18 protein-coding genes and 1 tRNA gene are annotated in these 23,727 nt (G+C 70.5%); 13 read left to right on the top strand and 6 right to left on the bottom strand.

Annotated features, from left to right (window positions below; genetic code table 11):
• Positions 1 to 17 precede the first annotated feature (17 nt).
• From FHY03_RS15290 to FHY03_RS15270, 5 genes are all read left to right on the top strand, one after another.
• Positions 18 to 94: transfer RNA gene (locus tag FHY03_RS15290), tRNA-Met, on the top strand.
• Between the two features lie 204 nt (positions 95 to 298).
• A complete protein-coding gene (locus FHY03_RS15285; protein WP_311721859.1) occupies positions 299 to 2,215 on the top strand; it encodes a PAS domain S-box protein in 1,917 nt (638 codons plus the stop codon).
• A gap of 215 nt (positions 2,216 to 2,430) precedes the next feature.
• Positions 2,431 to 2,739: a hypothetical protein gene (locus FHY03_RS15280; protein WP_183931577.1), complete on the top strand. Its 309-nt coding sequence runs from the start codon at positions 2,431 to 2,433 to the stop codon at positions 2,737 to 2,739.
• Positions 2,740 to 3,046: 307 nt separating this feature from the next.
• Positions 3,047 to 3,772 (top strand): response regulator transcription factor, encoded by a 726-nt coding sequence (locus tag FHY03_RS15275; protein WP_183931576.1) that lies wholly within the window; start codon positions 3,047 to 3,049, stop codon positions 3,770 to 3,772.
• Positions 3,773 to 3,791: 19 nt separating this feature from the next.
• Positions 3,792 to 6,134, top strand: coding sequence for a Wzz/FepE/Etk N-terminal domain-containing protein (locus tag FHY03_RS15270; RefSeq protein ID WP_183931575.1), 2,343 nt, complete (start codon positions 3,792 to 3,794; stop codon positions 6,132 to 6,134).
• Between the two features lie 47 nt (positions 6,135 to 6,181).
• Here the strand turns inward: FHY03_RS15270 and FHY03_RS15265 are convergent, their stop codons facing one another.
• From FHY03_RS15265 to FHY03_RS15250, 4 genes are all read right to left on the bottom strand, one after another.
• Entirely contained in the window at positions 6,182 to 7,354 is a 1,173-nt protein-coding gene (locus FHY03_RS15265) for a deoxyguanosinetriphosphate triphosphohydrolase (RefSeq protein ID WP_183931574.1), read from the bottom strand.
• On the bottom strand, positions 7,351 to 9,585 hold the full coding sequence (locus FHY03_RS15260) for an SPOR domain-containing protein (protein ID WP_183931573.1): 2,235 nt from the start codon (positions 9,583 to 9,585) through the stop codon (positions 7,351 to 7,353). Before FHY03_RS15260 ends, FHY03_RS15265 begins: the two co-directional genes overlap by 4 nt.
• A gap of 165 nt (positions 9,586 to 9,750) precedes the next feature.
• The gene (locus tag FHY03_RS15255; RefSeq protein WP_260159222.1) at positions 9,751 to 10,404 is read right to left on the bottom strand and encodes a PAS domain S-box protein; all 654 of its coding nucleotides are present in this window, start codon (positions 10,402 to 10,404) and stop codon (positions 9,751 to 9,753) included.
• Positions 10,405 to 10,572: 168 nt separating this feature from the next.
• On the bottom strand, positions 10,573 to 11,397 hold the full coding sequence (locus FHY03_RS15250) for a class I mannose-6-phosphate isomerase (protein ID WP_183919338.1): 825 nt from the start codon (positions 11,395 to 11,397) through the stop codon (positions 10,573 to 10,575).
• Between the two features lie 116 nt (positions 11,398 to 11,513).
• On the opposite strand from FHY03_RS15250, the gene FHY03_RS15245 reads away from it, so the two are divergent.
• The 3 genes from FHY03_RS15245 (at position 11,514) to FHY03_RS15235 (ending at position 15,515) form a co-directional block, all read left to right on the top strand.
• Positions 11,514 to 12,512 (top strand): outer membrane protein assembly factor BamD, encoded by a 999-nt coding sequence (locus FHY03_RS15245; protein WP_183919340.1) that lies wholly within the window; start codon positions 11,514 to 11,516, stop codon positions 12,510 to 12,512.
• 63 nt (positions 12,513 to 12,575) lie between these two features.
• Entirely contained in the window at positions 12,576 to 14,231 is a 1,656-nt protein-coding gene (gene recN, locus FHY03_RS15240) for a DNA repair protein RecN (RefSeq protein ID WP_183931572.1), read from the top strand.
• A gap of 336 nt (positions 14,232 to 14,567) precedes the next feature.
• Complete coding sequence (locus FHY03_RS15235) at positions 14,568 to 15,515, top strand: cation diffusion facilitator family transporter (RefSeq protein WP_183931571.1); 948 nt, start codon at positions 14,568 to 14,570, stop codon at positions 15,513 to 15,515.
• A 95-nt stretch (positions 15,516 to 15,610) separates the two neighbouring features.
• Here the strand turns inward: FHY03_RS15235 and FHY03_RS15230 are convergent, their stop codons facing one another.
• Positions 15,611 to 15,895: a hypothetical protein gene (locus tag FHY03_RS15230; RefSeq protein WP_183919344.1), complete on the bottom strand. Its 285-nt coding sequence runs from the start codon at positions 15,893 to 15,895 to the stop codon at positions 15,611 to 15,613.
• Positions 15,896 to 16,074: 179 nt separating this feature from the next.
• On the opposite strand from FHY03_RS15230, the gene argS reads away from it, so the two are divergent.
• Complete coding sequence (argS, locus tag FHY03_RS15225) at positions 16,075 to 17,802, top strand: arginine--tRNA ligase (protein WP_183931570.1); 1,728 nt, start codon at positions 16,075 to 16,077, stop codon at positions 17,800 to 17,802.
• Positions 17,802 to 18,530 (top strand): SPOR domain-containing protein, encoded by a 729-nt coding sequence (locus FHY03_RS15220; protein WP_183931569.1) that lies wholly within the window; start codon positions 17,802 to 17,804, stop codon positions 18,528 to 18,530. Before argS ends, FHY03_RS15220 begins: the two co-directional genes overlap by 1 nt.
• 278 nt (positions 18,531 to 18,808) lie before the next feature.
• Here FHY03_RS15220 and uvrB read toward each other — a convergent pair whose 3' ends face one another.
• A complete protein-coding gene (gene uvrB / locus FHY03_RS15215) occupies positions 18,809 to 20,992 on the bottom strand; it encodes an excinuclease ABC subunit UvrB (protein ID WP_183931568.1) in 2,184 nt (727 codons plus the stop codon).
• Between the two features lie 265 nt (positions 20,993 to 21,257).
• Here uvrB and FHY03_RS15210 point away from each other — a divergent pair, with 265 nt between their 5' ends.
• From FHY03_RS15210 to FHY03_RS15200, 3 genes are all read left to right on the top strand, one after another.
• A complete protein-coding gene (locus FHY03_RS15210) occupies positions 21,258 to 21,695 on the top strand; it encodes a hypothetical protein (RefSeq protein WP_183931567.1) in 438 nt (145 codons plus the stop codon).
• A gap of 99 nt (positions 21,696 to 21,794) precedes the next feature.
• The gene (locus tag FHY03_RS15205; RefSeq protein WP_183931566.1) at positions 21,795 to 22,625 is read left to right on the top strand and encodes a ferredoxin--NADP reductase; all 831 of its coding nucleotides are present in this window, start codon (positions 21,795 to 21,797) and stop codon (positions 22,623 to 22,625) included.
• A gap of 261 nt (positions 22,626 to 22,886) precedes the next feature.
• Positions 22,887 to 23,657, top strand: coding sequence for a class II aldolase/adducin family protein (locus FHY03_RS15200; RefSeq protein ID WP_183919351.1), 771 nt, complete (start codon positions 22,887 to 22,889; stop codon positions 23,655 to 23,657).
• Positions 23,658 to 23,727 lie beyond the last annotated feature (70 nt).

The raw sequence follows: 23,727 nt of genomic DNA, 5'->3' as shown, positions 1-23,727 counted from the left end.
CACCAAGGAGAGCGTGACGCGGGGTGGAGCAGCCCGGTAGCTCGTCAGGCTCATAACCTGAAGGTCACAGGTTCAAATCCTGTCCCCGCAACCAACCTTCCCCTTACCGACACTCCCCCGCAGCTCACCGCTGGCGGGGGCGCACGTGCGAGCAGCGCCGAGGCAGGGCGCGCTGCGCCCTGCGCTATGATCCAGAGCTATGACAGGGCCATTGACCCGCCCAGGCTCTTGGGACGACATCGCTCATCTCGCGGTCTGTCCGGCGGGGCCGATCCTGGATAGCGATAGCGGGTGTGACGTGAAGGAATGGCAGGTGCCGGAAGCGCTGAGCGGGGCCGGTCGCTTCGAGCGATTGGTCAACTCGGTGCGCGATTACGCGATCTACCTGCTCGATCGCGACGGCCATGTCGCGAGCTGGAACGCGGGTGCCGAGCGTTTCAAGGGATATGCCGCGGCCGAGATCATCGGCCAGCATTTCTCCCGCTTCTATACGCCCGAGGACCAGGCCGCTGAGCTCCCGCGCCGCGCGCTCGAGGCGGCCGCGGCGCACGGCACGTACGAGGCCGAGGGCTGGCGCGTGCGCAAGGACGGCACGCGCTTCTGGACCAGCGCGGTGATCGACCCGGTGCTGGACGAGAGCGGCGCGTTGATCGGCTTCGCCAAGGTAACCCGCGACATCACGGAACGCCGCGCCGCCGAGCGCGCGCTGCTGGAGAGTGAGCAGCGCTTCCGCCTGCTGGTCCAGGGCGTGCGCGATTATGCCATCTACCTGCTCGACCCCGCGGGACGGGTCACCAACTGGAACCGCGGCGCACAGGCGATCAAGGGCTATGACGCCGAGGAGATCGTCGGGCAGCATTTCTCCGCCTTCTACACCGCCGAGGATCGCGCGCGTGGCGAGCCAGAGCGCGCGCTGCGCACTGCGTTGGAGGCGGGCAAATATGAGGTCGAGGCGTGGCGCGTGCGCAAGGGCGGCGCGCGGTTCCGTGCCGGCGTGCTGATCGACCCGATCCGCGACGAGAGCGGCGCGCTGATCGGCTTCGCCAAGATCACGCGCGACCTCACCGAGCGCTGGCAGGCGCAGCAGGAGCTGGAGCGCGCCCGCGAGGCGATGGCGCAGGCGCAGAAGATGGAGGCCGTCGGCCGGCTCACCGGCGGCGTCGCGCACGATTTCAACAACCTGCTCACGATCATCCGCTCTTCGGCCGATCTGCTCAAGCTTCCGACGCTCGCCCCTGAGAAGCGCGAGCGATACGTCGAGGCGATCGCGCAGACGGCCGAGCGTGCCGCCGCACTCACCTCGCAGCTGCTCGCTTTCTCGCGCCGACAGCCGCTCAAGCCCGAGCGGTTCGACGTCAGCGAGCGGCTCGCCGAGATGCGGCCGCTGATGCAGACCAGCGTCGGCGCTACTGTCATCCTCAGCGTTGCTACCCTCGCGGGTGCCATCGTCAACGCCGACCGTAACCAGTTCGAGAGCGCGGTGCTCAACCTTGTCATCAACGCGCGCGACGCCATGCCCGCGGGCGGAGCGCTCTCGCTCGTGCCGGCGATCGTCGACGGCCTGCCCGCGGTGCGCGGCCACGGCGGTGCCGAGGGCCGCTTTGTCGCCCTGCGCGTCAGCGATACCGGCAGCGGCATCGCGCCCGAGGTGCTGGAGAAGATCTTCGAACCCTTTTTCACCACCAAGGCCGTCAATCAGGGGACCGGACTGGGGCTCAGCCAGGTGCACGGTTTCGCCAAGCAGAGCGGGGGCGAGATCGACGTCCACAGCGAGCCCGGGATCGGGACCGTCTTCACGCTCTATCTGCCGCTGGCCGGAGGTGCCGCGCCGGTCGTCGCGTCACCGCCGCGCGCCCCCACGCGCCCGCTGCCGTCGCGTCGAGTCCTGCTGGTGGAGGACAATGAGGCGGTGGGGCAGTTCGCGCGCGGGCTGCTCGAGGAGCTCGGCCAGACCGTCACCTGGATCTCGAACGGGGAGGCGGCACTCGATCTGCTGGAACGCGCCCGCGACGAGTTCGACCTCGTGTTCAGCGACGTGATCATGCCGGGCATCAGCGGGCTCGATCTGGCGCGTGCGGTCCGCTCGCGCTGGCCCGCGCTGCCGGTGGTGCTGACCACCGGCTACAGCCACGCTTTGGTCGGCGAGCAGGACCACGGCTTCGCACTGTTGCGCAAGCCCTATTCGCTCGACGAGCTCGGCGACATCCTCGCCTGACGCGTTTGCGCGTCCCGAAGGGTTAATCGCTCGTAGCCGTTGACGCTCGCCGACGTGCGGCGCAGCCTTCGCCTTCGTCTCACCAGATCGCGACGGGACATGCGGGCGCCACGCTTTCAACGACCGACCGAGCCGCGTCTGCAGGCGCGACCGCTTCCCACTGCGGCGCGGCGGAGCGCCGCCCCCTGCGCGAGGCACGACGAGGGTCGCGGCGGATGATCATTCGCTTCGATCCTTCTCGCGGCGTCGCTCCGGGGGCACCCCGGACGATGATCGTTCGCGCCGGCGAGTGGACGATCGCAATCGTCCGGCGCGAGTCGTTGCCGGACCGGCGCGCGGCGCGCTGGGTGATCGCCGAGGCGTTCGGCTATCTCGCCGGTGACGAGGGGCTGGCCTTCGCCACCTTATTTCACGCGAGATGCTGGTTCATCTGTCGACTCGCGCAATCCGGCCGATCGCTGCTGCGAGGGCAGGCCAACCCGCCCTCCAGCTCGACCGGCAATGGAGTGCGCGCCCTGCATTAACGCGCTCGCACCGTTGGTCTACCACTTCCGGAGTACCACCCTCAACCAAAGTAGTGGAGCAGATCATCTAGGAAGAGACTTGTCACGCCGAAGAACTAACGTGCGTGGGTAACAAGCGCTTATCCATATCGCCTGCGTCACGATCTGGGGATTACTCCGCCTGTCCTGAAACGGGTCAATTGTAACTTTGCCGTCGTTCACTTGGCTGCGATCAAATTATATTACGTCGACCAGGGCGCGGCGTTACATACAACGATCGTGGGGGCGGTGCGGAAGACACCGGACGATCAGCTCGTGGGGGAAGCAGATGAGCGGACGGATCGGCCTGTTGATTGTATCGCCGAATGAGATCGAGGGCGAAGGACTGCGTCGGCTGCTCGGGGGAGAGCGGTTCGACGTGATCGGCGTGGCACGCAGCTGCGCGGCAGCATGCGATGCCCCCGTGCCCGATCTGGTGTTGTTGCGCGCACCGCCCGGCGAGGCCACGGGGATGTGCCGCGACGCGCGCGCACGCTGGCCGCAGGTACGCCTCGCCGTGATGGCGCGGGCCTGCGAGAGCGCCGCGGTGGCGGAGGCGATCCAGGCGGGAGCGGACGGCTATCTCAGCATCGAGACCTCGGTCGCGGGGCTGACCGAGATGCTCAAGCTGATCGTGCTGGGCGAGAAGCTGGTGCCCTCGCAGGTGGTCAACGAGCTCGCCTCGCTGCGCCTCGAAGCCGCTACGGTGGAGCCGGAGATCGACCTGGGCGACGTCAACGTGTCCGAGCGCGAGCTCGAGATCCTGCAGGGGCTCATCCAGGGCGAGCCCAACAAGGTGATCTCGCGGCGGCTCTCGATCACCGAGGCGACCGTCAAGGTCCACGTCAAGTCGATCCTGCGCAAGCTGCACGTGCTCAACCGTACCCAGGCCGCGGTCTGGGCGCTGAGCCGCGGGCTGGCGCAGCCGAGCGACGGCGCTGTGTCACCGCGCGTCGCCGCGGCGGCCGAGCCGCGCACGCGCGATCGGGCGCCGACACACGAGATGCAGCTTTAAATAGCCGAAGGGGGCTCCGATGCGCGAACTCAGCACGCCCGGCGCGCCGCCGGCGATGATGCGTCATGGCGAGAATGACTCGGGCGAGAGAAACGGGGGCGAGACGCACTGGGGCGAGCGCGACTGGACGGATCCGCGCTCGGCACACCCCGGGACCCGATCGGGGTATCTCAATCTCGCCTCGGTGGTGCGCATCCTCTATCGGCGCGCCGCGCTGATCGCGCTGGTGGTGCTGCTCGGCGTCGCGGCGGCGCTGTTCGTCGTGCTGCGAACCACGCCGGTGTACAGCGCGACGGCGACGATCATCGTCAAGCCCGATGACGCCAGCACCAACGTCGCCGCGCTGCCGACCGCGATCGTCAGCCCCAGCCAGGAGACCGCGATCGAGACCAAGGTGGAACTCCTTCAATCGCGCAACCTGGCACGCGAGGTCGCCGCGACGTTGCGCCTGGCGAATGATCCCGAGTTCGCGCCGCCTCGCGACGCGCGGCCGGGCCTGCTCGACCGGCTGCTCGGCTGGATCAATCCGCCGACGGTCACCGCCGCGGTCACGCCGAAAGCGATCGAGCGCGCGCGCAACGAGGCGGTGGTCGACCGACTGATCGAGCGGCTCGACGTCAGCCGTGTCGCGCGGTCGAGCATGATCAACATCACCGCTTCCTCGGCCGACCCGCGCAAGGCCGCGCTGATCGCCAACCGGGTCGCGGATACCTACATCAAGTCGCAGATGGCCGAGTCGACCGACTCGCGCGTCGCCACGATCGACGATCTCAGCGCCCGTCTCGCGCAGTCGCGCGACGCCGCGGTCGCGGCGGACCGCGCGGTCGCCGCCTTCCGCACGTCGCACGGCTTGCTCGTGTCGCAGCCCGAGCTCGGCGCAGCGGCGAGCGCGTCCCAGCTCGCCGGACTTGTCGGCCAGACGCGGGCGGACGGGATCGCCGAGGCGCGCCGCGCGCAGGCGGGGGGCTCGGCCACCTCGCCGCTGCTCGCCGGCCTTCGCGAACAGGAGGCGACGCTGGCGCGGCGGCAGAGCGAGCTCGCCGGCTTCTACGGCCCTGGCTATCCGGAGGTCGCCAAGGTCAACGCCGAGATCGCCGCGCTGCGCACTCGGATCGACCAGGAGAGCGCGCGCATTCGCACCGATCTCGCCGCGCAGGCGGGGGCAAGCCAGGCGCGCGCCGCGGCGATGGCGGCGAGCGCATCCGGCATCCGCGGCACCGCGCTGGCGCAGGGCGCCGCCGCGGTGCAGCTGCGTGAGCTCGAGCGCCGGGCGGAGACCGCCAACGCGCTGTACAGCTCGGTCGCGGCGCTGCTCAACGGCAAGCTCAGCCTCGACCCGCAGACCAAGGCGGACATCGCGGTGGTCTCGCGCGCGCCGATCCCCGACTCACCGAGCTCACCGCTGCCCAAGCAGGCACTCGGCATCGCGCTGCTCGCCTCGGCGGCGCTCGGCGCGGTGCTCGCACTGGTCGTCGAGATGATGGACATCAAGCTGCGCACCGCCGAGCAGGTCGAGCGGCTGCTCGGCGTGCGGACATTGGCGATGGTGCCCGACACGCGGCTGGAGGATGGGTCGGGTGCGGCGAGCCACGATCTGGTCAACCAGCGACCGCGCTCGCGCTTCGCCGAGGCGATGCGCAACCTGCTGATCGAGCTGGAGGGGCGTCGCACCAGCCAGTCGCACGTGGTGGTGATCACCTCGCCGCTGGAGGCGGAGGGCAAGAACACGATCGCCAAGAGCCTCGCCGCGACCGCGACGCGGGTCGACCAGCGCGTCGTGGTGGTCGACTTCGACCTGCGCCGCCCCGAGCTCGCGCTCGGCAGCGCCGCACCCGGCGAGGTGCCGCAGACCGGCGTGGTCGCGTATCTCGCGGGCGACGCCTCGTTCGACCAGCTCAGCGTGTCGCACGAGGGGCAGCCGTTCGCCTCGCTCGGGGCGGGGCAGGCGCCGCTCGACCCGGGCGCGCTGCTGAGCTCGCCGCGGTTGCCGCGCCTGATCGCGCAGCTGCGCGAGCATTACAGCCTCGTCATCCTCAACGCCCCGCCGATCCTGCCGGTGCGCGACGCCAAGATGCTCGCCGACGTGGCCGACTCGACGTTGCTGGTGCTGCGCTGGGGCAAGACCGATCCCGAGGCGGCGCGGGTCGCGGTGCAGGTGTTCGGCCGCTCGATCACCGGTGCTGTGATCAACATGGTCGACGTCGCCGCACACGCCGGGCGGCGCTACGGCGACATGATCCACCATGTCGCTCGCTCGTCGAGCTACTACGACCGCGCGATGCCGCGGCGCGGTTGGCGCCGCGTGAGTGGGGGCGCACGCCGGATCGCGGCCAGCGCGGCGACGACGCTCCATCTGAACTGACTCGGGCAGTAGGGAGGGGAGCGTCGCCCTTCCGCTTTGGTGCTGGTTCAGAAGCCCTCGGGCAGGTCGATCGCGCCGACCACTTCGCGGTAGCGCGCGATCGCGTAGCGATCGGTCATGCCGGCGATGAAGTCCGCGATGTGGCGCGTGATCCCGGGCTCGTCCTCGGGAAGCCGCGCGCGCCACTCGTCCGGTAGACGCGCCGGGTCGTCGCGATAGGCGGCGAACAGCCCCGCCACGACCTGCGCGGCGGCTTCCGCCGCGGCGAGTTGCCGCGGGTGATGGTAGAGGTTGGCGTACATGAAGCGCTTCAGCTCGCGCTCGGCGGCCGCCATCTCGGGCGAGAAGGCGATGAGCGCCCGCCCCGCGGCGCGTACCTCCTCCACGTTCGTCACCCCGGCGGCGTCGATGCGGCGCCGCGACTCGGCGATCAGATCGTTGACCATCGCGCCGATCTGGCTGCGGATCAGCTCGCCGGCCAGACGCGCGCGCGGCACGTCGGTGAAGCGCGACTCGACCCGGCCCCACCCCTGAGCCACCAGCGGCACCGCCATGATCTGGTCGAGCGTCAGCAGGCCGGCGCGCAGTCCGTCGTCGATGTCGTGATTGTCGTAGGCGATGTCGTCGGCGAGTGCGGCGACCTGCGCCTCGAGCGAGGCGTGCGTCTCGAGCGCGAGCGCGGCCTCGGCGTCCGCCTCGGCCAGCGCCCAGCCGGGGCGGCGCACCGGGCCGTTGTGCTTGGCCAGCCCTTCGAGCGTTTCCCAGGTGAGATTAAGGCCGGGCCAGCGCGGATAGGGACGCTCGATCCGCATCAGTGTCCGCAGCGTGTGGCCGTTATGGTCGAAGCCGCCGCGCGCGTGGGTGGCAGCGCGCAGCGCGTCCTCGCCGGCGTGGCCGAACGGCGGGTGGCCGATGTCGTGCGCGAGGCACAACGCTTCGGTAAGATCCTCGTTGAGCTCGAGCGTGCGCGCGATCGTGCGGCCGATCTGCGCCACCTCCAGACTATGCGTCAGCCGGACGCGGAAATGGTCGCCGTCGGGCGCGAGGAAGACCTGGGTCTTGTGACGCAGTCGGCGAAAGCTGATCGAGTGGATGATGCGGTCGCGGTCGCGCTGGAAGGCGTCGCGCGGGCCACGGTCGCCCACGTCCTCGCGGTGGAGCCGACCGCGGCTGCGCGCCGGGTCGGACGCCCAGGGCGCACGGTGCGAGGTGCCGCTCACTGGTCGTCGAGCCGGGATACCTTCTGGCCCGCCTCGCTGGTGAAGGTGAAGGCGGAGAGCCCTTGTTTGGCGAGCGTGTTGACCATCGCGCGCGCCTCGGCCTGCGTCTTGAACGGACCGGTGACGACGCGGTTGGTCGCGCGCAGCGGCGTCGTATAGGCGCGCTTGCCGGCCAGAGCCGGCGCCTTGCCCTGCGCCGACTTCCACGCCTTGCCGAGATCGCCGGGATTGGCGCCGCCGGCGACCTGGACCCAGATCCGCGCGGGTTCCTCGCGCTCGGCCTTCGCCGCTCCCTTCGCCGAGACCTTGGAGCCGGTCTTGCCGGCCTTGCCGGCCGGGGCGTCGTCCGAGTCGCTGTCCTTCTCGACGGCGAGTTTCCTGTCGCTCGCCCCCTTCTTGCCGGCTGTCTTGGCGGCGGTGCCCTTGGCGGGCGGCTCGTCGTCGGCAGCGGCACGCCCGCGCGCGCCCTTCTTGCCGACGGGTGCATCTTCTTCCTCGGCGGCGCGCGACGTGCGCTTGTCCGCGGCGGCGAGTCGCCGGCCGCGCGCCCGCGTCGGTTCGACCGGTTCCTCGGCGGTGACGTCGCGCGTGGTGACGCGCTTCGCCGCGGCGAGCCGCTGGCGCTTCTGCTCGTCGGCGGCCGCGTTGCGCTCGGCCGCCGCCGCCGCTTCGTCGAGCGAGGCACCGGTCGGGGCGGGCGGCGCGGCGACCGCGACGACGCGCTGCGTGCCCGGCATCGGCGCCACGCCGAGCTCGGCGCCAGGCACCGAGATGCCCGCGACGATGCGCGCGAGAATCGAGTCCTCGCCCAGACGCGGGGGCGTCGGCCGCGCGGTGCCGATCGCGGGCGCGGGCGCCGCGGAGGGGCGCGATGCGGCGGGTGAGGGGAGCGGCGTCGGCGTCGGTGGCGGAGACGTTGCAGCGGCAACCTGCACGGCGGCGGTCGGCGGCGAGGTCGAGGTCGGGGCGCTCGGCGCCGGCGCCGCAGCGGCTACGGCGCTCGACGTGGGCGCGGCAGGTGCGCGCGCGGTGGTCGGCGCCGCGTTGGCAGTGGTAACGGACGTGTCCGGCGCGGGTGCGGCAGGTGCGCGCGCGACGCTAGCGGGCGCGGCCGAGGCCAGCGGCCACGTGCGCGCGGCCGCGGTCGACGGTATCGCCGGCAGGGACGCGGCGGCGACCTGTTGCGGGGGAGTCGGAGTCGGCGTCGGAGATACGGCGGGACGCGCGGCGATCTGCCGGCTTGGCGACGCCGTACGCGCCGCGAGCTGGCGCTGACGCTCGGCTTCCTTCAGGCGGCGGCGCTGCTCGCTGCGCGACAGCGGCTTCTCCGCAACGGGCGTCGGTGTCACGGCGGCGACCTCGAGCCGCCGCGGCGCGTAAGGATCGGCGCCGAGCACAGGCAGTACCGGCACCATGCGCGCGTCGGCGAGCCGCGCAGCGGTCGGCGCCACCTCGCCGAAATGCACTGCGAAGGCGCGGTCGGCGGCGTTCAGTGTCGGCAGACGCTGGAAGAAGGCGGCGAGTCCCTGCGCCATGCCCGGCGGCATCATCCCGGTGGCGATGCGGTTCGCACCGGAGACGTCGCCGCCCATCGCGAGAATGAAAGCGCGCGCGCGCCACGCGCCGCGGTCGGAGCGGCGCAGCAGCGCGTCGATCTCCGCCAAGGCCTCCTGCTGCCGCCCCGAGATGCCGAGCGAGAGCGCGTAGCGGCGGCGGATCTCGTCGAGCTCGTCGCCCTGCACGCCGCCTTGCGCCAGCGCCAGCCGATAGTCGCGTTGGGCGCGCTCCTGCTCGCCGATCAGGTCGTAGGCCAGTCCGCGATCGTCGGCGTAACGCGCCATCACCGCACCATAGCGCTGCGCCTCGTCGAAATAGCGCAGCGCCTCGCCGGGGCGCTCGCCGTTGACCAGGATGCGCGCGATCCCACCCTTCACGCGCGCGTTGCGCGGATCGATCGCCTCGGCGCGCTTGTACAGCGCGGCGGCGGCGGTGGCATCGCCGAGCTTGAACGACAGCTCGCCCGCCTCGACCAGCGCGGAGAGGTCGCGCGGCGACGCGCCGATGCGCCGCACCAGCTCGGCGAGCCGGTCGGCCTCCGGATTGGCGACGGGCATGATCGCCTGCGCGCGCGCGACCGTCGCGGGCGCGGCGGCGAGCGCGGCGGCGAGCGCCAGCGGCGCGAGCGCGGCGGCGAGCGTGCGTCCCGGTCGCGGGCGAGGGACGTCGGTCATGCGAACTGTTCTCCCCGCCCGCGATGCGGCGGGCGGACTGGCTGAGGCCCGTCGCCGGGCCGGGCCGCCGTCTAGACCGGGTGGCGGCTGAACCGGCAATGACGCCGCCGGCGGTGCTGCGGTGAAGCGCGCCGACCCGGCGACGAGCCGAGCATGGCGCGGCGCTCAGATCTTCTCGGCCGCGGCGAGATAGTCCCACATCTGCTTGCTGCCCTCGCTCGTCAGCCGCAGCAGCACGCGGCGGCGGTCGACCGGATCGGCCTCGCGGCACACCAGTCCGCGTTCGACCAGCATGGTGATCTGGCGCAGCGCGGTGGTGAGGGGCGCCCCCGACGCGACCGCCGCGCTGGTGGTATAGGTCTGGCGGTTGGACAATTCCTGGACGAACAGATCGAGCATCAGGTCGAAGGCGGGCTCGCCGAACATCTCGCCCTGGAAAAAATGCGAGCGCAGCCGCCGCTTGGCGAGGATCCGCTCGGCCGCGACCCGAAGCAGCCGGCGCTGATCCTCGACCCGCGGCGTCTCCAGCACCTCGACCGTGGCGAGCTGGCGCCGCTTGGTACCGGTGTGGAACAGGCTGACGTGGTTGGTCACCCAGATAGCGCTACCGTCGGCGGCGATGTAGCGTTTGGTGATCGAGAAGGGGTCGCCGCCGGCGAGCAGCGCGTCCGAGCGCTGGCGATTGACGGTACGATCGTCCTGGTGCGTAAACTCCAGGACGCTGCGGCCGACCAGCAGGTCGCGCCCGTAACCCAGCATGGCGACGAAGTCGTCGTCGGCGTCAACGACCCGCATGTGCTCGTCAACTAGGCAACTCATCAGGCTCCGCGACGCCGCGCGATCCATCGCGTCCATCCCCGTGTCCGTGCCGCGATCGCGGTCTGATGCACATCGCTAACATGAATGGTGCGAGAATGGAGCGAAGAAGATTTACTATGGATCAAATTCAGGAGCTTAGCTTATGTTAGCGACGCTCCTGCCGCAGCCTCACAGACGCCGCTGCCCGGGGTAGGCGAACAGCAGGTCGGCATCGTTCGACGCGTGCAGCTGCTCGTGCCCCGTGACGGTGACGCACTCGCCCGCCTTCCACTCGACACCGGCGACCACGCCCTCGCCACGGATCGGGACGAGCCAGCCGGTCGTGCCTTCGGGCAGCGCGATCTCGCGCGCGCCGCCGGTCCAGCGCTCCAGCACGAACTTGGGACCTTCGACGAGGATGATGCGCCCCGGCGCGACCTCGCCGGGCGAGGGATAATCGACGTAGGGCTCGAGGTCGGCCACGGCGACGCCGTCGTCGAGATGCAGCTCACGCGGCCGGCCGTAATCGAACAGGCGATAGGTCGTGTCGGAGTTCTGCTGCACTTCGATCAGCGTAAGGCCCGCGCCGATGGCGTGGATCACGCCCGAGTGCGAGTAGAAGAAGTCGCCCGCCTTCACCGGCTTCCAGTCGAGCTTGTGCTCGAGGCTGCCATCCTCGGCGCTCGCGCGCAGCTCCTCGCGCGTGATCGGCTGGAGCGGTCCGAGCGCGATCGTCGACTCGGGCTCGGCGGCCAGGATGGTCCAGCACTCGTCCTTGCCGCGCGGCAGGCCACGCTTCTGCGCCTCCTCGTCGGAAGGGTGATCCTGCACCGACAATTTCTCGCTGGTGAACAAGTATTTGATCAGCAGCTCCGACTGTTCCGGGTGGGGCGACTGGAACCAGATCTCGCCGATCGGCTCGGCATCGGGTGCCGGATCGGGGAAGCCGGGGAACAGGTGGTGCCGCCCCCAGGGCTTCTCGACGCGCTTGGTGGCGAGCAGGGTAGCGGGCATGCGGACTCCTTGGGTGCGAGCGGATCGAGCGGCGACAACGTGTCGTGCGCGCGGCGCGTTGCGTCCGCGTGAAAGCCGTTGTTCGTCGCGACCTCCTTAAGCTAAGAGCCGGGTCGATGCGTACCCCCCTTTTCCGCTCCCCCTCCGTCCGGCCGCTCGCGCTCGGGCTCGTCGCCGCGCTGGCGCTGCCGGTCGCCGGCTGCGCGGGCAAATCCAATCGGGCCGATCTGCCCTATGTCGCGCGCGACGTGGGCACGCTCTATTCGGCCGCGAAGCAGCGGCTCGATCAGGGCCGGTACAAGGAGGCGGCGGCGCTGTTTGACGAGGTGGAGCGGCAGCACCCCTATTCGGTCTGGGCGCGCCGCGCGCAGCTGATGGGCGCATTCAGCTACTACCTCAACCGCGATTACACTCAGGCGATTCAGGGCGCGCAGCGCTTCCTCTCGGTGCACCCGGGCAACCGCGACGCCCCCTACGCTTACTATCTTGTGGCGATGAGCTATTACGAGCAGATCAACGACGTCACGCGCGACCAGAAGATCACCTCGCAGGCGCAGGACGCGCTCGGCGAGCTGACGCGGCGCTATCCCAACACGCGCTACGCCGCCGATGCGCGACTCAAGATCGATCTGGTGCGCGACCATCTCGCCGGCAAGGAGATGGAGATCGGCCGCTTCTACGAGCGGCGCCGGCAGTGGCTCTCCGCCACGCTGCGCTTCCGCCGCGTCGTCGACGAGTATCAGACCACGACCCATGCGCCCGAGGCGCTGATGCGGCTGACCGAGACTTATCTCGCGCTCGGCGTCCGCCCCGAGGCGGAGAAGGCCGCGGCGGTGCTCGGCGCCAACTACCCGGGCAGCGAATGGTATCAGCGCGCCTACAAGCTGATGCGTGAGTATCCCGCCAAGCCGCTGACCCCGCTCGCGCCAGGCGAGCTGGTCGTGCCGGTGGCGACTCGGCCGAGCGTGCCGGGCGAGGCGACCGCCGCCCCGCCCAGCGCCGAGGCGCCCGCGCCGACGACGCCGACCACCACCGGCGGCGACAATCCGTCGGGCAGCACCGCCCCCGGTGCGGTCACCGACACGCCCGCGACGACGCCGAGCGCGCCGCAATAAGCGGTTGCGGCGGAACAGAAGGGGTAAACAGGCGCACGATTCGCCGCTAAGGAGCGCAGGCCGATGCTGACCGCGCTATCCATCCGTGACGTCGTGCTGATCGAGGCGCTCGAGCTGGAGTTCGGCGCCGGACTCGGCGTGCTCACCGGCGAGACTGGCGCGGGCAAGTCGATCCTGCTCGATGCGCTGGGGCTAGCCCTCGGTCGTCGCGGCGAGAGCGGGCTGGTGCGCAGCGGCGCGACCCAGGCGGTAGTGACCGCCAGCTTCGACGCGCCGCCCGCGGCGGCGGCGCTGCTCGCCGACAACGGGCTGGAGCTCGAACCCGGCGAGCCGCTGATCATCCGCCGCATCGTCAAGGCCGACGGCGGCAGCCGCGCCTTCGTCAACGACCAGCCCGCGTCGGCGGCGCTGCTGAGAGAAGTCGGCGCGCTGCTCGTCGAGATTCACGGGCAGCACGACGACCGCGGCCTGCTCGCCGCGGCAGGTCATCGTGCCCTCCTCGACGCGTATGCCCGCGGCAACACCCGCGCGGTGGCCGAGGCGCACGTAGCATGGCGTGCCGCCGAGCGCGCGCTGGACGAGGCGCGCGACGGCATCGCCGCGGCCCAGCGCGATCGCGAGTGGCTCGAGCATTCGGTCGCCGAGCTCGTCGCGCTCGCGCCCGAGCCGGGCGAGGAGGAGACGCTGGCCGAGCGGCGACGCGCGATGCAGCGCGCCGAGAAGGTGGCGGACGATCTGGGCGCGGTGACCGACCATCTCGACGGCGGCGACGGGGCGCTGACTCATCTCCGCCAGGCCGCGCGCGTGCTGGAGCGGATCGCGGAGGACCATCCCGCGCTCGGCGACGCGCTGGCGGCGGTCGATCGCGCGCTGATCGAGGGAGGCGCGGCGGAGGAGCGGCTGCGCGAGGCCGCCGCGGCGCTGCTGTACGACCCGCGTCAGCTCGAGGACGACGAGGCGCGGCTGTTCGAGCTTCGTGCGATGGCGCGCAAGCATCGCGTGCAGCCCGATGAGCTCGCCGCACTGGCGGGCGATCTGGCGGCGCAGCTCGAGCGGCTCAACGCCGGCGAGGAAGGGTTGAGCGGTCTGGAGCGCGCGGTGGCGGCGGCGCGCACGCGCTACGAGAGTGCCGCGGCCGAGCTGACCGCGACGCGCACCGCCGCGGCGACCCGGCTCGATGCCGCGGTGGCCGATGAATTGGCACCATTGAAACTCGACGCCGCGCGCTTCCGCACCGTGGTCGCGCCGCTGGCGGAGAGTGACTGGTCGGCGGCTGGGCGCGACCGGGTCGAGTTCGAGATCGCGACGAACCCGGGCGCCCCCTTCGCGGCGCTCGCCAAGATCGCGTCGGGCGGTGAGCTCTCGCGCTTCATCCTGGCGCTCAAGGTGGCGCTGGCGCAGGAGGGCGGCGCGACCACGATGATCTTCGACGAGATCGATCGCGGTGTCGGCGGCGCGGTGGCGAGCGCGATCGGCGAGCGGCTGGCGCGGCTGGCGCAGGCGACCCAGCTGCTGGTGGTGACGCACAGCCCGCAGGTGGCGGCGCGCGGCGCGACGCACTGGCTGATCGCCAAGTCGAGCGACGGTGTCGTAACCCGCACCGGCGTGCGCCCGCTCGACGCGGCCGAGCGCCGCGAGGAGATCGCGCGCATGCTGTCGGGCGCCACCGTCACCGATGAGGCGCGGGCCCAGGCGGAGCGGCTGCTCGAGACGGGGTGAGGAAGGAAAATCCAAGCGGCGAAGCAGGTAGCGGTGGGGCTTCCTCGGACGCTGCGCTACTCGATGCGGCGAGGGAGTGAGATCCTCGCCGGTACGGGGAGGGGGACCGCCCGGCGCAGCCGGGTGGTGGAGGGGGTTGTCCGCGAACGCTGCGTTGCGTGGAGAGCCCCCTCCACCATGGCGCTTCGCGCGCCGGTCCCCCTTCCCCGCGAGCGGGGAGGATCTTTCCGCGAAACGATGTTCAATAGCCCTGACTAGCACCCTCACTTCGACTGCCAACCTGGCCCTCGCTGCGCCGCTGGCGCGCGCCGCCCCCGTGATGGTAGACGCGCCCGCATGGGCCACGGTCACCATCACGCGCACGCGCACCACCACCACGATCACGAGTCGCCCGGCCACCATCACCACGCCCCACCGGAGCGCTGGGACCGCGCCTTTGCGATCGGGATCGGGCTCAACCTCGCCTATGTCGTCGCCGAGGGAGCGGCCGGGCTGATCCTGGGATCGATGGCGCTGCTCGCCGACGCCGGACACAATCTGTCCGACGTGCTCGGCCTCGCGGTGGCCTGGGGGGGCGCGACGCTGGCGCGGGCGGCGCCGTCGAAGCGCTTCACTTACGGGTTGAAGGGCTCGACCATCCTCGCCGCTCTCGCCAACGCGCTGCTGCTGCTGGTGGCGATCGGCGCGATCGCGCTGGAGGCGGTACATCGCTTCGGCGCGCCGCAGCCGGTGCCGGGCCTGACCGTCTCGCTCGTCGCCGGCGCCGGGATCGCGGTCAACGCCGTCACCGCCTGGCTGTTCGCGCGCGGACGCGAGGGCGACGTCAACATTCGCGGTGCCTATCTCCACATGCTCGCCGACGCGGTGGTGTCGGCGGGCGTGGTCGCGGCCGGGATCGCGCTCTACTTCACGGGCTTCGGCTGGATCGACCCGGCGGTGAGCCTCGTCATCGCCGCGGTGATCTTCTGGCAGACCTGGGGGCTGCTGCGTGAGACGGTGGAGATGGCACTGGCGGCGGTGCCGCGCGGGATCGACTATGACGGCGTACGCGCCGCGCTCGCCGGGCTGCCGGGCGTCGCGGCGATCCACGACCTGCATATCTGGCCGATGTCGACGACCGAGCCGAGCCTCACCGCGCATCTCTGCATGCCGGGCGGTCACCCCGGCGACGGCTTCCTTCATTCCGCGCAGGAGATGCTGCACACCCGCTTCGGGATCGGACACGCGACGCTGCAGGTGGAGACCGGGGCGCCGTGTGGGCTGGCGGACGAACGGACGGTGTGAGCCAGCGCGGCGCGCTCAGCCAAGAGCACGCCGCGTCGGTGTCGAGATCAACGGCTCGACGAAAGCTCAGCCCAACGGGCGAGCGGCCCGTTCGCTCAGTTGGCAGCGCCGACGACGTTCGTCGACAGTGGCTGAGCGGCGCGGAACGAGACCGGCACGCCGTTCGCCTGGCCCGAGACACGATCGCCATTCACGACCAAGCGGAAGCGACCGCCACGGCCGACCTCGCGGCCCTCGATCACGGTGCGCTGCGAGTCCAGCGCGCTGGTGGTGTACACATAGGTGTGGCCGTCGCGCGTGAAGCTGCGCTCGGCCGGCGCGGCGGTCGCGGCGGTGGCGGTCAGCGCGGCGGCGGCGGCGAGGATAGTGGTGGTGCGCATGAACGTTGCTCCAGGCTAGGGGGCGAGTGCCCGATTGATGCGTCGCAGCATGGATGTTGCGCCGCAACATGCGCAACTGAGTGATTCGCAAACGTGATTGCAGCGATTGCACCTGTCGATCCCGCATCGCCGCACGCGCTTTTGCGTCGCCCTCGCGCATCGGCTAAGGCGCCGCGCCTATGACGCTCTTCACTCGCTTCGCCGCTCACCTCGACGCCGCGCTCGACGCGCTCACCGCCGCCGGCACGCTGCCCGCGGGGCTCGACCGCCGCAACGTCACCGTCGAGCCGCCGCGCGATCCCAGCCACGGCGACCTCGCCACCAACGCGGCGATGGTGCTCGCCAAGCCGGCCGCGACCAACCCGCGCGCGCTCGCCGAAGCGCTGGCGGGCGAGCTGCGCCAGCTGCCCGACGTGGCCGAGGTGAGCGTCGCCGGGCCGGGCTTCATCAACCTGCGCCTGCGCGACGACGTGTGGCGCGGCGAGATCGGCGCGATCCATGCGGCGGCGGCGGATTACGGTCGCTCGTCCGGCGGCGAGGGCGTCACCGTCAACATCGAATATGTCTCCGCCAACCCGACCGGTCCGATGCACATGGGGCATTGCCGCGGCGCGGTGGTCGGCGACGCGCTCGCCAGCCTGCTCGAGTTCGCCGGGCACAAGGTGGTGCGCGAATATTACGTCAACGATGCGGGCGGGCAGGTCGACGTGCTCGCGCGCTCGGCGCACCTGCGTTATCGCGAGGCGCTCGGGGAGGATGTCGGCGCTGTGCCCGAGGGACTATACCCCGGCGACTATCTGATCCCGGTCGGGCGCGCGCTCGCCGAGGAGTTCGGCGACCGCTACGCCGCCGCGCCCGAGAGCGAGTGGCTCGCGCTGTTCCGCGCGCGCGCGGTGGCGGCGATGCTGGTGCTGATCCGCGACGACCTCGCGCTGCTCGGCATTCACCACGACCTGTTCTCGTCCGAGGCGGAGCTGCAGGCGGCGGGCAAGCCCGAGGCGGCCGAGGCGTGGCTGCGCGCGCGCGACCTCGTCTATGACGGCGTGCTCGAGGCGCCCAAGGGCGAGACGCCCGAGGACTGGGAGCCCGTCGAGCTGCCGCTGTTCCGCTCCAGCCGCTTCGGCGACGACCAGGACCGACCGATCAAGAAGTCGAACGGCAACTGGACCTATTTCGGCGCCGACCTCGCCTATCACTTCCAGAAGGCGCAGGGCGCGGACCAGCTGATCGACATCTGGGGCGCCGATCACGCCGGCACGGTCAAGCGCATCCAGGCCGCCGTCGCCGCGCTGACCGAGGGCAAGACGCGTTTCGACGTCAAGCTGGTGCAGATGGTGCGGTTGCTGCGCGGCGGCGAGCCCGTCAAGATGTCGAAGCGCGCGGGCAATTTCGTCACGCTCGCCGACGTGGTGCGCGAGGTCGGCAAGGACGTGGTGCGCTTCACCATGCTGACCCGCCGCTCCGACGCGCAGATGGACTTCGACTTCGCCAAGGTGGTGGAGGCGTCGAAGGAGAATCCGGTGTTCTACGTGCAGTACGCGCACGCGCGGGTGCACTCGCTCCACCGCCGCGCGGCCGAGGCGGGGATCAGCGCCGAGGCGGCCGATCTGTCCCGGCTTGATACGGAGGAGCTGGCGCTGGTGAAGCGCGCGGCACAGTTCCCGCGCGTGGTCGAGACCGCCGCCGCGGCGCGCGAGCCGCACCGTATCGCCTTCTATCTCTATGATCTGGCGGCGGAGTTCCACGCGCTGTGGAATGTCGGCAACGATCGACCGGAGCGTCGCTTCCTCGTCCCGGAGGATGCTCAGGTCACCGCCGCGCGCTTGTCCTTGGCCGCCGCGATCGGCCAGATTATCCGCAACGGCCTCGCCATCATGGGCGTGGAGGCGGTCACGGAGATGCACTGATGTCGAGGTCTGGGTCGTTCGCGCGCGGCGACGAGGACCGGCTGCCCTGGCTCGAGACGGTCGAGCCGGACGAGCCCGAAGGCGCCCCGGTCGGCCGGGTGGTGCTGCTCGTGCTGCTGGGGCTGGTGGTGCTCGGCGCGGTGCTGTTCGGCCTCTACCATTACCAGCGCGGTGCGAGCGGCGAGGGCGCGCTGATCGCGGCGCCGGCGGGCGACTATAAGATCCGCCCCGACGAGCCCGGCGGGCTCAAGGTGGAGGGTGAGGGCGACTCGGCGATCGCGGCGAGCGCGGGCAGCAACAGCGCGGCGGCGATCGATCTCTCCGCCGTACCCGAGGCGCCGATCGCGCGCCCGAGCGCGGCGCCCAGCGCGACGCCGACGCCGCCCAGTGGCGCCCCCTCGGTCAGCGCGGCAGTGCCGCAGGCCGCGGCACCGCTGCGCGCGGCACGCCCCGTCGCCGCGCCGGTGCCGCGCGTGCCTGGGGCCGGGACGGGTGGCGCGCTGGTTCAGCTTGGCGCCTTCCCGACCGAGGCAGCGGCGAACGTCGCCTGGAGCGCGATCGCCAAGCGCTTTGGCTATGTCGCCGCTCTGGGCAAGGTGGTGCAGCCGGCGACGGTCAACGGGCGCAACGTCTATCGGCTGCGGGTCAACGCGGGGAGCGCGGGCAACGCGGCGAACCTCTGCGGTCGGCTCAAGGTCGCGGGCGAGGCCTGTTTCGTCACGGGGTGAAGGAGATGCTGCTAGGCTGAGGCGAGGAAAGGCTCGCCCGCGCAATCTTCAGCAGAACTTGCGCGAGATGCGAACAGGCCCTTACCTTTCCGTCATCCTGGGCTTGGTCAGGGATACACTCTTCCGCCAAACCAACGCCTCTCGAGTATGCGGGCCGGTGGATCCCGGACTTAGTCCGGGATGACGGAAAGTTTTTGATACGACGGTGGGGCTGACCCGAAGTGACGGTGCCGGCTGGCAACACTCGCGGGGTTGCTTCCCTGCGCCGCAGGACGCTCTCACCTCTTCCCGAACTTGCGCTGCGTCTTGCCGAACCGGGTCTTCCGCGTCCCCGGCTTGCCCTCGTTGGAGCGGCCCATCAGCGGCGCCTTGTGCTGCTCCACCGGCAGTCCGAGCTCCTCCTGCTCGAGCTGGCGGATCTCGTCGCGCAGCCGGCCCGCTTCCTCGAACTCGAGGTCCGATGCGGCCTTGCGCATCTTCTTTTCGAGTTCCTCGATATAGGCGCGCAGGTTGTGGCCGACCATGTGCGGCCGCTCGTCGTCGATCTCGACGGTGACCTGGTCCTTCGAGGCGACGTGCGCGATGATGTCGCCGATGTTGCGGCGGATCGTGGTCGGCGTGATGCCGTGCTCGCGGTTATACGCCTCCTGCTTCTCGCGGCGGCGCGCGGTCTCGTTCATCGCGCGCTCCATGCTGCCGGTGATCCGGTCGGCGTAGAGGATCACGCGCCCGTCGACGTTGCGCGCGGCGCGTCCGATCGTCTGGATCAGCGACGTCTCGGAGCGGAGGAAGCCCTCCTTGTCGGCGTCGAGGATCGCGACCAGCCCGCACTCGGGGATGTCGAGCCCCTCACGCAGCAGGTTGATGCCGATGAGCACGTCATACACGCCCAAGCGCAGGTCGCGGATCAGCTCGATGCGCTCCAGCGTCTCGACGTCGGAGTGCATGTAGCGGACCTTGATCCCGGCCTCGTGCATGTACTCGGTGAGATCCTCAGCCATCCGCTTGGTCAGCGTGGTGACGAGCGTGCGATAGCCCTTCTCGGTGGTGGCGCGACACTCGACGATCAGGTCCTGCACCTGCTCCTCGACCGGCTTGATCTCGACCGGCGGGTCGATCAGCCCGGTCGGGCGGATCACCTGCTCGGCGAAGACGCCGCTGGCCTGTTCCATCTCCCAGCTACCCGGCGTCGCGGAGACGCAGACGGTCTGCGGGCGCATCGCGTCCCACTCGTTGAAACGAAGCGGGCGGTTGTCGATCGCGGAGGGCAGGCGGAAGCCGTACTCGGCCAGCGTGATCTTGCGGCGGTGGTCGCCGCGCGACATGCCGTTGATCTGGCCGATCGTCTGGTGGCTCTCGTCGACGAAGAGCAGCGCGTTCTCGGGCAGATACTCGAACAAGGTGGGGGGCGGCTCGCCGGGCAGGCGGCCGGTGAGGAAGCGGCTGTAATTCTCGATGCCGTTGCAGCTGCCCGTCGCCGCGATCATCTCGAGGTCGAAGTTGGTGCGCTGCTCCAGCCGCTGGCGCTCGAGCAGCTTGCCCTCGATCTCCAGCTCCTTGAGCCGCTCGCTCAGCTCATGCCGGATCGCCTCCGCGGCCTGCTTCATCGTCGGCCCGGGCGTGACATAGTGCGAGTTGGCGTAGATCCGCACCGTGTTGAGCGACGCGCTCTTCTTGCCGGTGAGCGGGTCGAACTCGACGATCTCCTCGATCTCGTCGCCGAAGAAGGACACGCGCCAGGCACTGTCCTCATAGTGCGAGGGAAAGATCTCGAGCGTATCGCCCTTCACGCGGAAGTTGCCGCGCTGGAAGGCGGCGTCGTTGCGCTTGTATTGCAGCGCGACCAGCTTGCGGACGATCTCGCGCTGGTCGACGCTCTGGCCCTTCTTCAGGTCAAAGATCATCGCCGAATAGGTCTCGACCGAACCGATGCCGTAGAGACACGACACCGAGGCGACGATGATGACGTCGTCGCGCTCGAGCAGCGAGCGCGTCGCCGAGTGACGCATGCGATCTATCGACTCGTTGATCGAGCTCTCTTTCTCGATGTACGTGTCGGAGCGCGGGACATAGGCTTCGGGCTGGTAATAATCGTAATAGCTGACGAAATACTCGACCGCGTTGTCGGGGAAGAAGCTCTTGAACTCGCCGTAGAGCTGCGCGGCGAGGATCTTGTTAGGCGCGAGGATCAGCGCGGGGCGCTGCATCTCCTCGATCACCTTGGCCATGGTGAAGGTCTTGCCCGAGCCGGTGACGCCGAGCAGCACCTGGTCGCGCTCGCCCGCCCTGGCGGCCTCGACCAGCTCGCGGATCGCGGTCGGCTGGTCGCCGGAGGGCTGATACTCGCTGACGAGGGTGAAGCGACGGCCACCCTCGACCTTCTGCGGGCGGTTGGGGCGGTGAGGGACGAAGTCGGTGCCGGTCTCCGGCTCGGCAAGGGACGTACGGATCTGGATCGCCATGCCGCTGATATGGGCGCGGGATCGAGCGGGGGAAAGGGTTCGGGTAAGGGAAGATCCTCCCCGCGCGCGCGGAGGGCGACCGCCGGCCGCAGGCCGGTGGCGAAGGGAGCTCTCCACCGACGGGCGGCTCGTATGAGGAAGCCCCCTCGACCGCTCGCTTCCGCGAGCGGTCCCCCACTACGTGCCGGGGGAAACGTTGCTGGCCCTCTTGCTTCCACGCCAGCAGAACGCTACTGCGAGTTAATCGCAACCACATGGGGCGACGATGTACCGCTTCCTCGATCGGCCGCTCGACCAGCTTGACGAGCATCTGCATTTCCTCGTCAGCGCGATGCGTCAGTGGACGCTGGTCACGCGCGCGGGCCGCTGCGCCTGCCGCGCGCTCGCCCCGGCCTTCACCTGGCGCGGGGTCAATGCCGCGCTCCCGGACTTCGCCGCGGCGATGGGAGCGCTCGATCGCGAGGGGAAGCGATGGCTCCGGTTCGGCGCGGCGACCGCGCGCACGGTGAGCGATGACGAGGCGGTGCTGCTCGCGCTGATCGACTCGGCGATGCACGGCGAGCGCGATGGGACGCGGCGGATCGCGGCGACGCTCGTGACCGAGCCCGCACTGGCGCGCACCGTCACCGCGATCGAGTGGGTGGCGCTGCGCTTCCTACAAGCGCCGCTGGCGCAGCGGGACGGCACGCCGCGACAAGCCTGACCGCGCGCGCCCCAAGCCGACCTATGGTTGACCCTGCGCCTCTCGGGCCATAATGCGCCCCATTCGCACGACATTCCCCGTTCTCAGACCGGATCGCCGATGACCGACCTCCGCGCGCCAGTGCTTATCCCTGAATCCACCGCCTTTCATAGCGTGGCGGTCACCTGGGTGCGTCACTGGAACGAGCATCTGTTCAGCTTCGCGGTCGAGCGTCCCGCCTCGTTCCGCTTCCGCTCGGGCGAGTTCGTGATGATCGGCCTGCCCGGCATCGCGGGCGAGGACGGCAAGGCCGCCAAGCCGGTGATGCGCGCCTATTCGATCGCCAGCCCGGCTTGGGCCGAGGAGCTCGAATTCCTCTCCATCAAGGTGCCCGAGGGGCCGCTGACCGGTCGGCTGCAGCAGATCGAGCCCGGCGACCAGGTCTATCTCGGCAAGAAGCCGACCGGCACGCTGGTGCTCGACGCGTTGCTCGGTGGACGGCGATTGTTCCTGCTGTCGACCGGCACTGGGCTCGCGCCGTTCCTCAGCGTGGCGCGCGACCCCGACGTGTACGAGCGGTTCGACGAGGTGGTGGTGGTTCACGGCGTCCGCCGCGTCGACGACCTCGCCTGGCGCGAGATGCTCGAGGCCAAGCTGGCTGAGGACCCGCTGGTGTCGGAGCAGGCGGCGGCGCAGTTCCGCTACCTGCCGACGGTGACGCGCGAGGACTTTCCGGTGCAGGCGCGCATCCCCGCGCTGATCGAGGACGGCCGCCTGTTCGACGGGCTCGGCGGCGATGCCAAGTTCGACGCCGAGAACGACCGCGTGATGCTGTGCGGCTCGACCGCGATGATCCGCGAGGTCGCGGGCATGCTCGAGCAGCGCGGGCTGGTCGAGGGCTCCAACGCCAACCCCGGCCAGTTCGTGATCGAGCGCGCCTTCGTCGACTGAGCGGGCGGGGCCGGCCCGTTCCTAGGGACGCGAACGTCGCTCTCTTCCGTCATCCCGGACGTGGTCCGGGATCCACCCTGCCGCGCATCGCCGGCCCATGGGTGCGCGGACGAGTTGACCCCGGCCTTCGCCGGGGTCACGGCGAGAGGAAGAAGGGCCAGCGGTCAGGGCGGCCGGCCGAGCTCTTCTTGCGCTCCAACCGCACGCTGGCGACTCCGCCGCGCTTCCTCTACCCTCGCGCGAAAATAGAGGAGAGAGGCGATGGCGACGCTCGCGTCGGTGGACACTGCGGCCTATGCGCCCGGCGAGTGGGAGGCGCGGGTCGATCTCGCCGCTGCCTACCGGCTGGTCGCGCTATACGGCTGGGACGACCTGATCTTCACCCATCTGTCGGCGCGGGTGCCCGGGCCCGAGCATCATTTCCTGATCAACCCGTACGACATGATGTTCGAGGAAATCACCGCCTCGACTCTGGTCAAGATCGACGTCGACGGACAGCCGGTCGGCCGCTCGGACCATCCGGTCAACCCGGCGGGCTTCACCATCCACTCGGCGATCCACGTGGCGCGCGACGACGCGCACGCGGTGATGCACCTGCACACGCCGCACGGTCAGGCGGTCTCGGCGATGGCGTGCGGGCTGCTGCCGCACACGCAGACCGCGATGATCGCGAGCCACGACGTCGCCTATCACGATTACGAGGGCATCGCGACCGACCTCGCCGAGCGTGAGCGGCTCGTCGCGGATCTCGGTGCCAAGAACGCGATGATCCTGCGCAACCATGGCACGCTGGCGGTGGGCAACTCGGTCGCGGCCTGTTTCCTGCGGCTCTACTTCCTCGAGCGCGCGTGCCAGGCGCAGGTGCACATGCTCGCGGCGGGGCGCGACGGGCTCAATCCGCCGCCCGACGGCGTCGAGGAGAAGGTCGCGCACCAGGCCAGCCCGGCGGGGATGGGGATGGTGGCACAGGCGCTCGCCTGGCCCGCGCTGCTGCGCAAGCTCGACCGGGTGAGCCCGGCCTATCGGGAGTGAGGCCGTTCCCGGCGAAGGCCGTGGCCCAGGTGGGAAGGCGCCTGTGAGTCACACTGGCGTCTCCCAACGG

Source organism: Sphingomonas sp. BK345 (genome assembly GCF_014193845.1).
In the GTDB taxonomy this organism is placed as follows: Bacteria; Pseudomonadota; Alphaproteobacteria; order Sphingomonadales; family Sphingomonadaceae; genus Sphingomonas.
This window is presented reverse-complemented; position numbering and strand designations above follow the sequence as displayed.

Bases quoted from the DNA above. Each gene is read 5' to 3' on its own strand.
- FHY03_RS15270 (WP_183931575.1), top strand. From the start codon at position 3,792: ATGCGCGAACTCAGCACGCCCGGCGCGCCGCCGGCGATGATGCGTCAT.
- FHY03_RS15245 (WP_183919340.1), top strand. From the start codon at position 11,514: ATGCGTACCCCCCTTTTCCGCTCCCCCTCCGTCCGGCCGCTCGCGCTC.
- FHY03_RS15230 (WP_183919344.1), bottom strand. From the start codon at position 15,895: ATGCGCACCACCACTATCCTCGCCGCCGCCGCCGCGCTGACCGCCACC.
- FHY03_RS15260 (WP_183931573.1), bottom strand. From the start codon at position 9,585: ATGACCGACGTCCCTCGCCCGCGACCGGGACGCACGCTCGCCGCCGCG.
- FHY03_RS15275 (WP_183931576.1), top strand. From the start codon at position 3,047: ATGAGCGGACGGATCGGCCTGTTGATTGTATCGCCGAATGAGATCGAG.
- FHY03_RS15220 (WP_183931569.1), top strand. From the start codon at position 17,802: ATGTCGAGGTCTGGGTCGTTCGCGCGCGGCGACGAGGACCGGCTGCCC.
- FHY03_RS15200 (WP_183919351.1), top strand. From the start codon at position 22,887: ATGGCGACGCTCGCGTCGGTGGACACTGCGGCCTATGCGCCCGGCGAG.
- FHY03_RS15255 (WP_260159222.1), bottom strand. From the start codon at position 10,404: ATGAGTTGCCTAGTTGACGAGCACATGCGGGTCGTTGACGCCGACGAC.
- FHY03_RS15250 (WP_183919338.1), bottom strand. From the start codon at position 11,397: ATGCCCGCTACCCTGCTCGCCACCAAGCGCGTCGAGAAGCCCTGGGGG.
- FHY03_RS15235 (WP_183931571.1), top strand. From the start codon at position 14,568: ATGGGCCACGGTCACCATCACGCGCACGCGCACCACCACCACGATCAC.
- FHY03_RS15205 (WP_183931566.1), top strand. From the start codon at position 21,795: ATGACCGACCTCCGCGCGCCAGTGCTTATCCCTGAATCCACCGCCTTT.
- FHY03_RS15210 (WP_183931567.1), top strand. From the start codon at position 21,258: ATGTACCGCTTCCTCGATCGGCCGCTCGACCAGCTTGACGAGCATCTG.
- FHY03_RS15280 (WP_183931577.1), top strand. From the start codon at position 2,431: ATGATCATTCGCTTCGATCCTTCTCGCGGCGTCGCTCCGGGGGCACCC.
- argS (WP_183931570.1), top strand. From the start codon at position 16,075: ATGACGCTCTTCACTCGCTTCGCCGCTCACCTCGACGCCGCGCTCGAC.
- uvrB (WP_183931568.1), bottom strand. From the start codon at position 20,992: ATGGCGATCCAGATCCGTACGTCCCTTGCCGAGCCGGAGACCGGCACC.
- recN (WP_183931572.1), top strand. From the start codon at position 12,576: ATGCTGACCGCGCTATCCATCCGTGACGTCGTGCTGATCGAGGCGCTC.